The sequence below is a fragment of the Streptomyces sp. NPDC002490 genome (assembly GCF_040296045.1).
GTDB lineage: Bacteria > Actinomycetota > Actinomycetes > Streptomycetales > Streptomycetaceae > Streptomyces.
Genome location: NZ_JBEOWM010000010.1, coordinates 49,181 through 62,889 on the forward strand (window position 1 = coordinate 49,181; position 13,709 = coordinate 62,889).

Genomic DNA, 13,709 nt, shown 5'->3' on the forward strand with positions numbered 1-13,709 from the left:
GGGGCCCCGGCCGTTGTCCGAGGTGCCGGGACCTTTGACCTAGTGCCGGGCGACCGGGCCGTCTCCGTCCAGGGCCGGTGGGGCGTGCGCCGGCGGATCGGTAGCGTTCGAGTGCCACCGGCTGCCCGGTCGGTGCCCGCCCCACGGGGAGCCGGTGGCGTACGCGTTCCGCACGGGGGAGGGCACGAGAGGTCGTCCATGAACGTCGCCGAACCGGTCTCCGCACTCTTCCCCGGTGCATCGGGGCGGATCGTCAGCGCCCTGGCCCGGCACCGCCGGGCCGGTGGGGACCGGCTGACCCTCGCCGAACTGACCCGTGCCTCCTCGGTGGTGGCCTCCCAGACGGAGGCGGTGCTGTTCCGCCTGGGACTGTTGGGACTGCTGGCACCTCGTGCCCGTGGGGAGGACGTGCACCTGGTCCCCGGTCACCTGGTATGGGACGCCCTCGACGGCCTCCTCGACCTCGGCCCCGCGCTCCGCGCCCGGGTGCGCGCCCGCGCACTCGCCGAGCTCGACCCGCCGCCCCCACACCTCGGGATCAGCGGCGCGGTCGTCGACGGCACCGCCACCGGGCCCTCGGACACCCTGCACCTGACGGTCACCGCCCCCGCCCCGCTGCCGGAAGGCTGGGTGCGCGGGGTGGAACGCCTGGCGGAACGGCTCGCGGCGGACCTCGGCAACATCGTCACCCACGCCCTGGTGGACGGCCCGGCACCGGGAGCGGTGCCCGTGCTCCGCGAGGAGCCGGGCACCCCGCCGGACCGGTCCTGGTCCCCGGCCTGAGTCGCCCACGGCCCTGAGGCGGGCCCCGGGGTCCGCCTCAGCGCAGTCGGCCGGCGCGGGCGGCGGCCACCGCCGCATAGGTCCGCCCCAGGAAGCGGATCAGCGCCCGGGAGTCGAACTGGACCAGGGACACGCCCGTCGCCGAGTGCAGTTCCACCACGGCCTGGGCCCGCCCGCACGGCCAGATGCTGACCGGGCCGTGCGCCACCGGAGCGGTCAGGCCCCGCTCCAGCAGGTCACGGGTGAAGACCCAGTCACCGGACTCCTCGGCCCCGGTCACGCTGGCCGGAAGGGTCAGATGGACGGCGCCCGGGTCGAGGTCGGGGTCGTACGACAGGGAGACGGGGACGGCGGGGCGCTCGCCCGCGGTGTCCGTCACGACATGGGCCCGAGCGCGCTCCTGGACGGCGGTCATCGGACGACTCCTCACGCTCGCTCTGCATGCGGTGTATACACCAATGTTCCATATCTTCTGATATGCGGGCCAGGGGATGTCGGCCTCCGGTGGTGGATCACCTGCCCGCGCCCGCGCACACCATGCGCACTCGTCCGCCGTCACGGGCGTCCCGCACGCGGGAGCGCGGACCCGGTGTGCACTCCGGAAGCACCCCGGGCGGCGCCGGGGAATCCCGCCAAGCCGATGGGTGTTACACGTTCCGTCGAAGACCGCACACCGTACGGGGGGACGGACAGATGACCACCGAAGCGAGCACGGGCGCACGCCCCGCGCACCCGACCCCGGTCCAGGTGCACGGCACCGTCGCCCCGGGCTTCGAGGGCGTACGGTCCGCCTTCACCCGGAACTTCACCGAGCGCGGCGAGCACGGTGCGGCGCTCGTGGTCCACCGGGACGGAGACCCGGTCGTCGACCTGTGGGCCGGCGCCCGCGACCTCGACGCCCCCGACGGCGCGCCCTGGCAGCAGGACACCGCGCAGATCGTGCGCTCCGTCACCAAGGGCGTGGCCGCCGCCGCCCTGCTCCTGCTCCACCAGCGCGGCGAACTCGACCTGGACGCCCCCGTCGCCGACCACTGGCCGCAGTACAAGGCCGAGGGCAAGGACGCCACCCTGGTCCGGCACGTGCTCGGGCACCGGGCCGGGGTCCCCGCCCTCGACCGACCGCTGACCCCCGCCGAGGCCGCCGACCCGGAGCTGACCGCCGCCGCGCTCGCCGCGCAGCGTCCGTTCTGGACCCCCGGCACCGACCACGGCTACCACGCCCACACCTACGGCTGGCTGGCCGCCGAACTCGTCCGCCGGGTCACCGGCACCCCCTTCGGGCAGTGGGTCGACACCCACCTCGCCCGCCCCCTCGGACTCGACCTGTGGGTCGGGCTCCCCGCGGAACAGGCACACCGGGTCGGTCGGGTCGGCTCCAGCCGGGCACCCGCCGGGCCGGCGGCCGGGCCCGTGCTGCGCGCCCGGCGCAACGTCGCCGCGGCCTACCAGGACCCCGACTCGCTCACCCGCCGCACCTTCGGCGCGATCACCCCGTCGCCCGACGAGAACGACCCCGCGTACCGGGCCGCCGTGCTGCCCGCCTCCAACGGGATCATGACCGCACGGGCCCTGTCCCGCTTCTACGCCGCGCTGATCGGCCCGGTGTCCGGCGCGCCGGCGCTGTTCACCCCCGGGACCCTGGCCGCGGCCAGGGCCGAGGAGTCCGCCGGGCCCGACCGGGTCCTCGTCGTCAACACCCGCTTCGGCGCCGGGTACATGCTGCACGGCCCCGCCTCCCCGCTGCTCGGCCCCGGTTCCTTCGGCCACCCCGGCCGGGGCGGCCCGCTCGGCTTCGCCGATCCGGAGAGCGGCATCGCCTTCGGCTACCTCACCAACGGCCTGCGCACCTCGGTCACCTCGGACCCCCGCGCCCAGGCGCTGGTCCGGGCGGTCCGGGAGGCGGTCGCCGCCTGAAACCCTGTGGGGCGGGAGGGGTTTCTGTGGCGTCAGAGGTCTCGATCCCGAGTGATTTCGGCAGGTAGGTTCTGGCCATGACACAGAGGTTCGAGGGATACGGAGTCATGGTCACCGGCGCCGGCCGGGGCATCGGAGCGGCGACGGCCCGCCGGTTCGCGGCGGAGGGGGCCCGGGTCCTCGTCACGGACGTCGACCCGGAGGCCGCCGAGCGGCTCGCCGCCGCCCTGCGGGAGGCCGGCGGCACCGCCGAGGGAGCGCGGTGCGACGTGCGGCGCCCGGAGGACGCCCGGGCCGCGGTCGACCGGGCGGTGGCCGCCTTCGGGTCGCTGGACGTCCTCGTCAACAACGCCTACGCGGCCCGCGACGAACCCGAACGACCGGAGGACCTGCCCGACGAGGACTGGGCGTTCGCCCTGGACGTCACCCTGGTCGGCGCCTTCCGCTGTGCCCGGGCCGCGCTGGAGGCGCTGGCCGCCTCCGGCCGCGGGGCGATCGTCAACATCGGCTCGGTGAACGGCATCCAGAACTTCGGCGGGCACGCGTACAGCGCCGCCAAGGCCGGGCTCGGCTCGCTGACCCGTACGCTCGCGGGCCAGGCGGCCGAGCGCGGGGTGCGGGTCAACCTGGTCGCCCCCGGCACGGTGCGCACCCCCGCCTGGTCCGAACGGGGCCAGGACGTGGACCGGCTCCGCCACCTGTACCCGCTGGGCCGGGTGGGCGAGCCGGAGGACGTCGCGGCGGCGGTGGCCTTCCTGGCCTCCCCGGACGCGGCGTGGATCACCGGGGTCACCCTGCCCGTGGACGGCGGCATCCTCGCCGTCAACAGTGCCTTCCGGACCGCCTTCGCGCCCGAGTGAAGGGGGGTGGTGGGGGGGGGCCCCCCCCCCCCCCGCACAAGGCCCCGCCCCCGCCCGCGGGGGGCGGGGGGGCCCCCCCCGCCCGGCGCGGCCGCGCCGCCCCGCCCCCGCCCCCCCCCCCCCCGGCCGCGCCCCGCCGGCCCGTGGCCACCCGAGGCGCGCCCGGCGCTCAGACGCCGGACGGGGGCTGGAGCGTCGTCTCCACGCCCGCCGCCTTCAGCTCCGCGAGGTTCTCCGCGTTGAAGGCGGCGAAGGCGCGGTTCTCCTCGGCGAACGGGGTGCTCTCGTAGCGGACCGGCCCCTCGCCGAGCAGCTCCGCCGGGTCCAGCTCGGCCACGTACGCCTTGGTCGCGTTGCCCTCCAGCACCGGCTGCCAGCGGTCGCCGTCCACCTGCATCCAGCTGCGGGCGACCCCGCCCGGGTTGCGCACCACCACCGGCTGCTCCGGGTCCACCAGCCCGAGCCGCGACAGCACCGCCCGGGAGGCGGCCACCCCGGAACCGCAGGACGGGGTGAGCCCGGCCCCGCGCTCGAAGGTCCGCACGAACACCTCGGTCGGGGCCAGCGGGCGCACGAAGGACACGTTCGCACCGATCGGGAACGCCTCCGGGTCCTCGGCCACCCGGGTGCCCGTGGCGACCAGCTCCGCCTCGTCGTAGGCGTCCCCGTCGCCGGGCGCCCCGCCGAGCACGGTGATCAGGTGCGAGTTGGGCACCGCCACCGCGGAGACCCGGCGGCTCGGGTGGTAGGCGGCCAGCGCCGCGTCCACCACCGGACGACCGGCGGCGCCCGCCACGATCGGCTCCGCCGGGCCGAAGTCCACCGGCGGCAGCTCCACCGACACCCGCCGCACCCCGTGCCCGGTGGTGCCGGCGTCCCGGACGGTGAAGGCGTACGGCCCGGTGCGCAGCACCACCGACTCCGCCCCGTACCGGTCCAGCAGCAGCCGGCCCGCGCCGCGCATCCCGTTGCCGCACAACAGCGACGCCGAACCGTCCGGGTTGTGGAAGTACGCGCGGGCGGTGCCGTCGCCCTCGTCGGCGACGAAGTAGACGCCGTCCGCGCCCAGGCCCCGCTCCCGGTCGCACAGCATCCGCACGGCCCGGGCGAGGTCCGCCTCGGCGAAGTGGTCCGTGGGCGCGCCGTCGACGACCAGGATGTCGTTGAGGCTGCCGTGCGTCTTGGTGATCGACAGGACCATGGTGTTCCGTTCGTCGTTCGTGTGCCGTACCGGACGGCGGTCCCCCGGGAGGGCCCGACCACCCCGTGCGGCAAGTCTAGGTCGGCCCGCCGGGGAGCGGCGCCGGCGGACCCGTCAGACGGACGCCGGCGCACCGGCCCTCGTCGGTCGCAGCACCAGCACCATCAGGGTCGCCGCCGCGCACAGCGCCCCCGAGGCGTACCAGACCACGTCGTACGAGCCGAAGGCGTCGCGCGCCAGCCCGCCGAGGAAGGCGGTCAGCGCCGCGCCGATCTGGTGCGAGGCGAGCACCCAGCCGAACACGATCGACGCGTCCGCCCCGTAGTGCTCCCGGCACAGCGCGATGGTCGGCGGCACCGTGGCCACCCAGTCCAGGCCGTAGAAGACGATGAAGAACACCATCGGCGGACGCACCTCGGGCGCCAGCAGCATCGGCAGGAACAGCAGCGACAGGCCGCGCAGCGCGTAGTACACGGCGAGCAGCCGACGGGCCTCGTAGCGGTCGGTGAGCCACCCCGAGGCGATCGTGCCGATCACGTCGAAGACCCCGACCAGGGCGAGCAACGAACCCGCCGCGGTGATCGACATGCCGTGGTCGTGGGCGGCCGGCACGAAATGCGTCTTGATCAGGCCGTTGGTGGACGCCCCGCAGATCGCGAAGGACCCGGCGAGCAGCCAGAACGGTCCGGTGCGGGCGGCCGACAGCAGGGCCTTCACCGTGCGTCGCGCGGCTCCCGTCACGGGCGGCGGCTTGGGGACGAACTCCTTCGCCCCGTACGGGGCCAACCCCAGGTCGGCGGGGTGGTCGCGCAGCAGCAGCCACACCAGCGGCACCACGGCGAACGCGGCGAAGGCCACCGTCAGCGCCGCCTGGCGCCAGGCGTGGTGCTCCACGATCCAGGACAGCAGCGGCAGGAAGACCAGTTGCCCGGAGGCCGCGGCGGCGGTGAGGACGCCGGTGACCAGCCCCTGCCGCGCGGTGAACCAGCGGCCCACGACGGTGGTGGCGAAGGCCAGCGCCATGGCCCCCGCGCCCAGCCCGGCCAGGAACCCCCAGCCGAGGACGAGCTGCCACGGCGCGGTCATCCGCACCGTGGAGAGGGCGCCGACCCCGATCACGGTCAGCGCCAGCGCGACCACCCGGCGGATGCCGAAGCGGTCCATGAGCGCCGCCGCGAACGGTGCCGTGATCCCGACCAGCGCGAGGTTCACCGAGACCGCGAAGCCGACCGTCCCCCGCGACCAGCCGAACTCCTCCTCCAGCGGGTCGAACAGCAACCCCGGCAGGGAGGCGAACGCCGCCGCGCCGACCACCGTCACGAAGGTCACCGCGACGACGATCCACGCCCGGTGGATCCGCCCGGCGTCCCGGCGGCCGGCGTCCGGGGGACGGCGGCCCGTGGGGTCCGGGTCCCGGCCCGTCGCGGGGGTGGCTCGCTGCATCATGCGGATCAGCTTCCGCGGCGGTGCACCGGCCGGACGAGTGGCCCGCGGGACAGCGTGCACCAGGATCGGGCCACGGGCCGTCGCCGGAGCCGTGACCCGCGGTCCGCCGCTACGGTCCCACCTCCGACCGGATCAGCGGCCGGAGGTCAGGAACCCCTCGATCGCGTCGGCGGCGACGGTCGGCCCGTCGACCCGGTGCATCCGGGCGCGCAGGGCGTCCACCCGGTCCTTGACCCCCTGGTCGGCGTGGACCCCGGCGACGTTCTCGCGCAGGGACTCCACGGTGGTGTCGGCGACGGACAGCAGCCGTCCCAGGCCCAGTTCCTCGACGCGCAGACCGTTGGCGCGCTGCTCGTTCATCTGCGGGACGACGACCATCGGCACCCCGTGGTGGAGGGCTTCCATGGTGCTGTTCATGCCGCCGTGGGTGAGGAAGACGCCGGCGTGCCGCAGCACGTCGAGCTGGGGCACGCGCCGGAATATCCGGACGTGGTCGGGCAGGTCGCCGAAGGCGTCCGGGTCGACGTGGTCGCCGACCGCCATGACCACCTCGTACGCGGAGTCGCGGAACGCCTCGACCGCCATCGGGAAGAACTCCGGCCAGCCGGTGGCGACGGTGCCCAGCGAGATCAGCAGCACCGGCCGGTCGGTCCGGGGCTGCCAGGTGCCCTGGAAGGCGGAGCGGTCGCCCAGGCACGGCCCGGCGAAGACGAAGCGCTCGTCGAAGGTGTCGCCCTCGTACTGGAACTCGCGCGGCAGGAAGACGATGCCGAGGTCCTCGATCTCGGTGAGGAACTCCATCGCGGTCTTCTCCGACAGGCCCACGCTCGGCAGGTGCGCCTGCAATTGCGTCAGCATGTCCATCACCAGCGGGTCGGTCATCTCGGCGACCGGGAACCTCTCGTGGATGGCGAAGGTCTCGTTGGCGCCGTAGGAGGGGAACAAGCGGATCGCGGGCAGCCGGTGCCGGGCGGCGAAGAACCGGCCGCCCCAGGCCAGGAAGTCGTAGACGACGAGGTCGGGCAGGTCGTCGGCGTAGCGCTCCTCGGCGGACCCGGCGAGCGCGATCGCCTCCCGGAGGCTGCGCAGGGCCTCGCCCCTGAGGGTCTCCGGGGTGTACGGGCTGGTGTAGTAGTCCCCGAAGACGGAGGCGTAGCGCACCGGTTCGGCGCCGCTGGCCTCGATGGCCGGGGCGAGGTGGTCGGTGGTGGTGCAGGTGACCCGGTGGCCACGCCGGACCAGTTCCCGGACGACCGCCAGGTTCGGGTTGACGTGGCCGTAGGCCGGGAAGTTGAAGAAGGCGATGTGCTTGCTCATGCATGCCACCTGTGCTTCTGCGTGACGGGGGGCGGCGCCCCCCACTGCGGGCGACGGCCCGGGGCCGGGCCGTCGGACCGGGCGGGGCTCCGCCCGCCGGGCGGCCTCGCGGGCCTCGGCGGGCTTCACCTCCCCCTCGGCGAAGGGCCGCGGCCGGGTCGTGCCGGCGACGGCTCTCACGAACGTCTGGATCATGTCAGCGGCCGGTCTCCGAGCGTCGGGTACCAGCCACGCGTGGGAAGCCGGCACCCGGCGGGACGGATGGCCGGGAGGGCGGTGTTCCCTAGGATCGGGCCATGGCCGCTTCCGGGATCCCGCTCCCGCCCCTCCCCCGCCCCTCGGCGCCCGGGCCCCCGCCGCCCCGGCACCGGGTGGTCGTGCTCGCCCTCGACGGGGTGCTGCCCTTCGAATTGGGCATCCCGCAACGGATCCTGGGCGGGGCCCGTGACGTCGAGGGGCGGTCCCTGTACGAGGTGGTGACCTGTTCGGTGCGGCCACCCGGCCCGGTCCTCGCGGAGGCCGACTTCTCCGTCCTGGTGGCGAACGGGCCCGAGACCCTGGCCACCGCCGACACGGTGGTCGTCCCCGCCTGTCACGCGCTGGGTCCCGCCCAGGAACGGGGCCAGCTGACCCCGGAGTTGGCCCTCGCCCTCGCCCACGTCCGTGCCGGCACCCGACTGGTCTCCATCTGCACGGGCAGCTACGTGCTCGCCGCCGCCGGGTGGTTGGACGACCGCCCGGCCACCACCCACTGGTCGTCCGCCGACCACTTCCAACGCCTCTTCCCCCGGGTCAGGGTGGATCCCGACGTGCTGTTCGTCGACGACGGCGACGTGCTCACCTCCGCGGGCGTGGCCGCCGGGATCGACCTGTGCCTGCACCTGGTCCGCCGGGACCACGGGGCCGCCGTCGCCAACGACGTGGCCCGTCGCACCGTGGTCCCGCCGCACCGCGACGGCGGGCAGGCCCAGTACATCGAGCGCCCGGTGCCCGAGCCCCAGTTCTCGACCACGACCGCGGCCCGTTCCTGGGCCCTGTCCCATCTGCACCGGCCGCTCACGCTGCGGGAGTTGGCCGCCCGCGAGGCCATGTCGGTGCGGACCTTCACCCGCCGGTTCCGCGAGGAGGTAGGGATGAGCCCCGGGCAGTGGCTCACCCAGCAGCGGGTGCAGCGCGCCCGGCACCTGTTGGAGTCGACCGACCTCGGCATCGACCACGTGGCCCGTGAGTGCGGCTTCGGCACCGCCCAGTCGATGCGCCAGCACCTCCAGGCGGCCGTCGGCGTCACCCCCAGCGCCTACCGCCGGGCCTTCCGCGCCCGCGGCCCGCTACCCGGTGGCTGACCGGGGGCGGCGACGCACCGGGGGTGCACCCGTCTGTCGGCCGGCCGTCACGGCGGGCGCGCCGATGTCCGTGAAGGGCGGTCGGGGCACTCGGAGTTCCGTCTCCCGTGCGTTCCTCTTCGGCGGGGCGCTGCCCCCGCGGGATTCTCCGCCCGTATCCGCGTTCCTGCCCGCACCCGCCCCGATCCGCCGGACCGGTTGTCCGGTGCCCCGTCAATTCACGGGAATTGCGCGCTACTTGCCCGGCCCGCCTCGCGGGAGAGGAATCCGCGGCAGGCCCGGGGCCACCGTTCGCGTGGCGGCGCGCAGTTCGGGCGGGCGGGCTCGTGCCGCGTCGGACCGGCCGACGCCGGGGCTGCCGGTTCGGCCGCGACCGGTCGGCTGACCCAGGGGTTGGGCCCCGCCCGGACGTCCGGACGGGACCCGAGGCCCGGGGTCAGTACCGTTCGAAGGAGCAGCCGTAGCCGCCGGGGGCGGCGGCGGGAGCGACGCTGCGGTCGACCTCGCACCAGATGCGCTTGCCGGACCCTTCCGGCTGCCAGCCCCACCGGTCGGCGAGTCCGTCGACGAGTTCGAGGCCCCGGCCGCCGGTCTCGTCGCCCTCGGCCCGTCGCGGGCGGGGCGGTCGGGCGCAGGCGTCGGCGACCTCCACCCGTACGGTGGCGGGTGCCGCCTCGGCCCGGCCCGACAGCAGCAGTCGCAGCACGGCGGGACACCCGGCGTGGACGACGGCGTTCGTGACGAGCTCGGACACCAGCAGGATGAGGGTTTCCGCCACCGGCTCGTCCGCGGCTATGCCGGAGCCGGCGAGCCGGGAGCGCGCCCATCGCCGGGCCCGCCCCACCTCCGCGGGGTCTGGCCGGACTTCCAGCTGAACCTGAAGCACCTGCACCGCTCACACCATCCGAACCGGCGGACACATCGCCTCGCGCCTCCCGAGGGTCACGGAACGTGATTCCCTTGTGAGACAGCATGGTTGACGTTCAATTACCCCAACAAGCGCTTCGGGCATATTCCAGCGCGAAGGAGTACGCGTGCGGCATACTGTGCGACGCTCGTCACGGGGGGTCGAACAAGCGGACGTCGGACCGCTTTTTGTACGAGCGAACAGGTGCGTCACCAGGCACGGAGCCGCCTCAGGGGCAACACCGGCAGGGCTCGGCCACAACTCCGCTCGCATCCCTCACAAGGTACCGGAGTGACGCGTTCGCACCACACCGTGACGAGTCACGCGAAGGACACAACCCGGTAAACCCGAGCGCCCGGCACCTCCGCACCCCGGATTCCCTCCCTCCGCACCCACCTCGCGTGCACGCTGCGTCACCATCTCCCCTGTGCTGTGGGGCGGTTGCCCGCCACCACGGTTGACCGTCCGGGGCGACGGTCGGCACGGCGGGGCGGCGGGGCACGGCACGCCGGTGGCCCGGGTGCGGACGGTCCGCACCCGGGCCACCGGCGTACGACGCGTTCCGGCCGCGGGGCGGTTCGTCCCGCGGCCGGCGGCGGGCGGGCTACTCGGGGACGGTGAAGTACCGGGCGAAGGCGCTGATGACCTCGGCCTGGGTCACCCGGCCGTCGGTGTCGGCGTCCAGCGCCGCGGCCGCCGCCTTCGCCGTGGGCGCGTCGACCCCGAGGCAGCGCAGTACCCGCGCGGTCTCCTCGACCGTCGCGGCGCCGTCCGCGTCGGCGTCCGCCACCGCGAGCGCGGCCTGGAGGAAGGGGCGGGCGATCTCGGCGAACCGGTCGGGGTTGTCGCGCAGTCGCTTGACCGCGCCGTTGACGAACTCGTCGCGACTGATGCGCTGGTCCCCGTCGCGGTCGGCGATGCCGGCCATGCCCTGCCAGAACGCCTCGGCGCCCAGGTAGAGGGCCTGGCCCTTGTCGCAGCGGGCGGTCGTGCCGAACTCGGCGAGCAGGGTCTTGGCCGCGGCGCTGAAGTCCTCGCGGTCGATGTAGCCGTTGCCGTCCTGGTCGAAGGTGGCGAACCACTCGGCGATCCGGTGCTCGTTCTCGGTACTGACCATGGGTTCTCGGACCGCCTCACGTTACGGGTTCCGGTTGCTTCCGATCGGGAGCGTACGTGCTTCCGGCTCCCCCCGGGCGGCGAACCCGTTCGGTCCCCGGCCGTGTTCGGCCACCTTGGCGGCCGGAACCCGGCGCCGGTCAGGCCGACAGCGGTTCGACCCGTTCCGTCACCGCGGCCTCGACGTCCGGAAACACGTCGAAGAGGCGCCGGACGCCGAGCGCCGCGAGCACCCGGTTCACGTGCGAGCCCTCGACCGCGCCGCGGGCGGGCAGCGTCAGCCGCAGTCGGCCCCGGCAGGAGCGGATGAGGCGTCGGGTGGCGATCAGCACGCCGACCCCGCTGGAGTCGCAGAAGAACACCTCGGAGAGGTCCAGCACCAGGTCGTGCCGGCCCTGCGCCACGGCGTCCCGCACGTGCTGCCGCAGCACCGGAGACGTCATCAGGTCCAATTCCCCCGAGACCCGGAGCACCGTCCACTCGCCCCGCTCGTCCCCGGTCACTCTGAACGCCACGCCCCAGCCCTTCGTCCGCCGAACCGTCGAATCCGTCCGGAACCCTCCACCGCCCGGCGCTGCGGTCGCCGCGCCGTCCGTGCCGCCTGCCGTCACTGCCGTCGTTCCGTCGTGCATTCCTGCGTTCCGGTGCCGCGCACCGGTGGTCCCGGGCCGTCCGCCGCGCGCCGGTTCGCACTCCGGCGATCCGCCCGGAAGCATTTCTCGTGTTTCCCAGGCCGACTTCCCGCACCGGCCGTCACGAAACACGGGTATCCAGAATCGTGAAGAGAAGTATTCGCGCTGTCACGATCACATTCGGACATGCTCATTCAACAGCAGTCAGACTTATGGCAGATGGGCTGAAAAGGCTTCCCCGCCCGGTCATCATCTGCGGATTTACTGGAAATCTCATGGACCAAAGGGGCGCCCCCGTACGGCCGGGCCGACTACATTCGAGGGGCGGGGTGCGAACGTCGCACCCGTCGACGTCGACGGGGACGCCCGGGGCAGGGCGCGGCCGGACCGGGTGAGGGGGGCACGTGACACAGGACGCACCGCGGCGCTGGGACCGGAGGATGCAGCAACGGTTGGCCCGCGGCGAGGCAGCGGCGCTCGGCGAGTTGTACGACCGCTTCGCCCCGCTGGTGCACGGACTGGCCCACCGGGTCCTCGGCGACGAGGCGGGCGCCGACCGAATCACCCGGGAGGTCTTCGGCCACGTCTGGGAACGACCCCACGCCTACGACCCCCGGAAGGAACCGCTCCGCACCTGGGTCGCCGCCCTGACCCACCGGTTCGCGGTCGAGCGGCTGCGCAGCACCGAGGCGGCGGCCCTGGCCGAGGGGGCCGCGGACGCCGCGGCCTCCACCGCCGAACTCGAACGCAAGGTGCGCCACGCCTCCGCGACGGCCCGCGCCGACTACATCGTCGCGTCGATGCCGGCGCCGCTGCGCACCGCGCTGGAGCAGGCGTACTTCCAGCGCCGCGACTACCACAGCACCGCCGCCGACCTCGGGGTGACCGCCGAGGAGGCCCGCCGCCGGCTACGGCTGGGCCTGCAACTCCTGGCGACCGCCCACGACACCGCGGGCGGGCCGCCGCAGTCGGGGAGCCCGCGATGAGCACGCCCCCGGGCCACCGGCCGCCGCCCGCGCCCACCGTGCCCCCGGACCCGGCGGAGCCCGTGTCGCACAAGGTCCTGACCTCCCTGTTGGGCGCCTGGGCGCTCGACGCCTGCTCGGCCGCGGAGGTCGCCGCGGTGGAACGGCACCTCGGCGAGTGCGGGCCCTGCGCGGTGGAGGCGCTGCGGCTGCGGGACGCGGTGACCCTGCTGCACCCCGCCGAACCGCTGGACCTCGACCCGCGGCTGCGCACCCGGGTCCTCGACAGCTGCCTGGGCCGCCGCCCGCCCCGGGTGCCGGTCCCCGCCTGGGCCACGCCCTACGACGCGGAGGCCGCCCGTCTCGACGCGCTGCTCCAGGACTTCGGCCCGGCCGAGTGGCACACCCCGGTGCGGCTGCGCTGGCACGAGGACGCCGGACCGCGCAGCCGCGCCACCACCGTGGCCGGGGTCATCGCCCACCTGTGGACCGTCGACGGGTTGGTGGCCGCGGCACTGGGGCTGACGGACCCGCTGGCCGGCGCCGCGGAGGACGGCGGACCGCTCGCCGCGGGGCCGACCGCCCGGACCGAGGCGTACTGGCGGACCCTGGCGGCGCCGCCCGACCGCACGGTGCGCGGGCCCTGGCGGGAACAGGGCCACGCACTGGTGCGCGGTGCCGCGTTCGCCGCCGACGGCACCGTGCCCGGCGGCCCGGCCGAGGAGGTGCCGGTGCCGTACGGGGACTTCACCCTGCCGCTGCGGGAGGCGATGCTGGACCGGGCCTTCGAGTGCTGGGTGCACGCCACCGACATCGCCGAGGCGGTGACCTACCCCTACGAACCGCCCGCGCCGCGCCATCTGCGGCAGCTCGTCGCGCTGGGGGTGCGGGTGCTGCCCCGGAGCCTGGCCCGGCGGCGGCGGGCCGGGCTCGGCCCCGGTGCGGAGCCCTCCGGGCGGCCGGGGGCGCCGGCGCGCAGCGTGCGGCTGGAGATCGAGGGGTTCGGTGGCGGCGACTGGCACATCCCGCTGGACCCGCCCGGCGGGGCGGACCCGGCGGTGCACGTGGTCGCGCACGTGGCGCTGGACGACACCGAGTTCTGTCGACTGGCCGCCGGGCACGTCGCGCCCGAGGAGGCCGCGGCGGGTCGGGAGGGCGACCGGCGGGCCATCCAGGAGGTGCTCGCCGCGACGGCGTCCCTCAGTCGGCTCTGAGCGGCCGGTCC

Annotated in this window: 13 protein-coding genes; 6 read left to right on the forward strand and 7 right to left on the reverse strand. The window is 75.0% G+C overall.

Features of this window, described 5'->3' with window-relative positions; translation table 11 throughout:
• Window positions 1-198: 198 nt before the first annotated feature.
• A complete protein-coding gene (locus ABT092_RS08870) occupies window positions 199-783 on the forward strand; it encodes a hypothetical protein (RefSeq protein WP_351241372.1) in 585 nt (194 codons plus the stop codon).
• A 37-nt stretch (window positions 784-820) separates the two neighbouring features.
• Here ABT092_RS08870 and ABT092_RS08875 read toward each other — a convergent pair whose 3' ends face one another.
• Complete coding sequence (locus tag ABT092_RS08875) at window positions 821-1,198, reverse strand: SsgA family sporulation/cell division regulator (RefSeq protein ID WP_351241374.1); 378 nt, start codon at window positions 1,196-1,198, stop codon at window positions 821-823.
• Window positions 1,199-1,476: 278 nt separating this feature from the next.
• On the opposite strand from ABT092_RS08875, the gene ABT092_RS08880 reads away from it, so the two are divergent.
• Both ABT092_RS08880 and ABT092_RS08885 read left to right on the forward strand, forming a co-directional pair.
• Window positions 1,477-2,697: a serine hydrolase domain-containing protein gene (locus tag ABT092_RS08880; RefSeq protein WP_351241376.1), complete on the forward strand. Its 1,221-nt coding sequence runs from the start codon at window positions 1,477-1,479 to the stop codon at window positions 2,695-2,697.
• A 77-nt stretch (window positions 2,698-2,774) separates the two neighbouring features.
• Window positions 2,775-3,557 carry an SDR family NAD(P)-dependent oxidoreductase gene (locus ABT092_RS08885; protein ID WP_351241378.1) on the forward strand — a complete coding sequence of 261 codons (783 nt, stop codon included), beginning with the start codon at window positions 2,775-2,777 and terminating at the stop codon, window positions 3,555-3,557.
• 169 nt (window positions 3,558-3,726) lie between these two features.
• Here the strand turns inward: ABT092_RS08885 and dapF are convergent, their stop codons facing one another.
• The 3 genes from dapF to ABT092_RS08900 all read right to left on the reverse strand — a co-directional run bounded on the left by dapF (window position 3,727) and on the right by ABT092_RS08900 (window position 7,521).
• Window positions 3,727-4,758, reverse strand: coding sequence for a diaminopimelate epimerase (gene dapF / locus ABT092_RS08890; protein WP_351241380.1), 1,032 nt, complete (start codon window positions 4,756-4,758; stop codon window positions 3,727-3,729).
• 114 nt (window positions 4,759-4,872) lie between these two features.
• Window positions 4,873-6,201, reverse strand: a complete 1,329-nt coding sequence (locus ABT092_RS08895; protein WP_502968411.1) for an MFS transporter — start codon at window positions 6,199-6,201, stop codon at window positions 4,873-4,875.
• 135 nt (window positions 6,202-6,336) lie between these two features.
• Window positions 6,337-7,521 (reverse strand): macrolide family glycosyltransferase, encoded by a 1,185-nt coding sequence (locus tag ABT092_RS08900; RefSeq protein ID WP_351241384.1) that lies wholly within the window; start codon window positions 7,519-7,521, stop codon window positions 6,337-6,339.
• A 296-nt stretch (window positions 7,522-7,817) separates the two neighbouring features.
• On the opposite strand from ABT092_RS08900, the gene ABT092_RS08905 reads away from it, so the two are divergent.
• A complete protein-coding gene (locus tag ABT092_RS08905; protein ID WP_351241386.1) occupies window positions 7,818-8,864 on the forward strand; it encodes a GlxA family transcriptional regulator in 1,047 nt (348 codons plus the stop codon).
• Between the two features lie 436 nt (window positions 8,865-9,300).
• On the opposite strand, the gene ABT092_RS08910 is transcribed toward ABT092_RS08905, so the two are convergent.
• The 3 genes from ABT092_RS08910 to ABT092_RS08920 all read right to left on the reverse strand — a co-directional run bounded on the left by ABT092_RS08910 (window position 9,301) and on the right by ABT092_RS08920 (window position 11,402).
• Complete coding sequence (locus ABT092_RS08910) at window positions 9,301-9,756, reverse strand: ATP-binding protein (protein ID WP_351241388.1); 456 nt, start codon at window positions 9,754-9,756, stop codon at window positions 9,301-9,303.
• Window positions 9,757-10,375: 619 nt separating this feature from the next.
• Complete coding sequence (locus ABT092_RS08915; protein WP_351241390.1) at window positions 10,376-10,888, reverse strand: EF-hand domain-containing protein; 513 nt, start codon at window positions 10,886-10,888, stop codon at window positions 10,376-10,378.
• 139 nt (window positions 10,889-11,027) lie between these two features.
• On the reverse strand, window positions 11,028-11,402 hold the full coding sequence (locus ABT092_RS08920) for an STAS domain-containing protein (RefSeq protein ID WP_351241392.1): 375 nt from the start codon (window positions 11,400-11,402) through the stop codon (window positions 11,028-11,030).
• Between the two features lie 557 nt (window positions 11,403-11,959).
• On the opposite strand from ABT092_RS08920, the gene ABT092_RS08925 reads away from it, so the two are divergent.
• Window positions 11,960-12,505, forward strand: coding sequence for a sigma-70 family RNA polymerase sigma factor (locus ABT092_RS08925; RefSeq protein WP_351241578.1), 546 nt, complete (start codon window positions 11,960-11,962; stop codon window positions 12,503-12,505).
• Window positions 12,502-13,698 (forward strand): zf-HC2 domain-containing protein, encoded by a 1,197-nt coding sequence (locus ABT092_RS08930; RefSeq protein WP_351241394.1) that lies wholly within the window; start codon window positions 12,502-12,504, stop codon window positions 13,696-13,698. The genes ABT092_RS08925 and ABT092_RS08930 overlap by 4 nt, the downstream gene beginning before the upstream one ends.
• Window positions 13,699-13,709: the final 11 nt, after the last annotated feature.

Bases quoted from the DNA above. Each gene is read 5' to 3' on its own strand.
- ABT092_RS08930 (WP_351241394.1), top strand. From the start codon at position 12,502: ATGAGCACGCCCCCGGGCCACCGGCCGCCGCCCGCGCCCACCGTGCCC.
- ABT092_RS08870 (WP_351241372.1), top strand. From the start codon at position 199: ATGAACGTCGCCGAACCGGTCTCCGCACTCTTCCCCGGTGCATCGGGG.
- dapF (WP_351241380.1), bottom strand. From the start codon at position 4,758: ATGGTCCTGTCGATCACCAAGACGCACGGCAGCCTCAACGACATCCTG.
- ABT092_RS08875 (WP_351241374.1), bottom strand. From the start codon at position 1,198: ATGACCGCCGTCCAGGAGCGCGCTCGGGCCCATGTCGTGACGGACACC.
- ABT092_RS08915 (WP_351241390.1), bottom strand. From the start codon at position 10,888: ATGGTCAGTACCGAGAACGAGCACCGGATCGCCGAGTGGTTCGCCACC.
- ABT092_RS08880 (WP_351241376.1), top strand. From the start codon at position 1,477: ATGACCACCGAAGCGAGCACGGGCGCACGCCCCGCGCACCCGACCCCG.
- ABT092_RS08900 (WP_351241384.1), bottom strand. From the start codon at position 7,521: ATGAGCAAGCACATCGCCTTCTTCAACTTCCCGGCCTACGGCCACGTC.
- ABT092_RS08925 (WP_351241578.1), top strand. From the start codon at position 11,960: ATGCAGCAACGGTTGGCCCGCGGCGAGGCAGCGGCGCTCGGCGAGTTG.
- ABT092_RS08895 (WP_502968411.1), bottom strand. From the start codon at position 6,201: ATGCAGCGAGCCACCCCCGCGACGGGCCGGGACCCGGACCCCACGGGC.
- ABT092_RS08905 (WP_351241386.1), top strand. From the start codon at position 7,818: ATGGCCGCTTCCGGGATCCCGCTCCCGCCCCTCCCCCGCCCCTCGGCG.
- ABT092_RS08885 (WP_351241378.1), top strand. From the start codon at position 2,775: ATGACACAGAGGTTCGAGGGATACGGAGTCATGGTCACCGGCGCCGGC.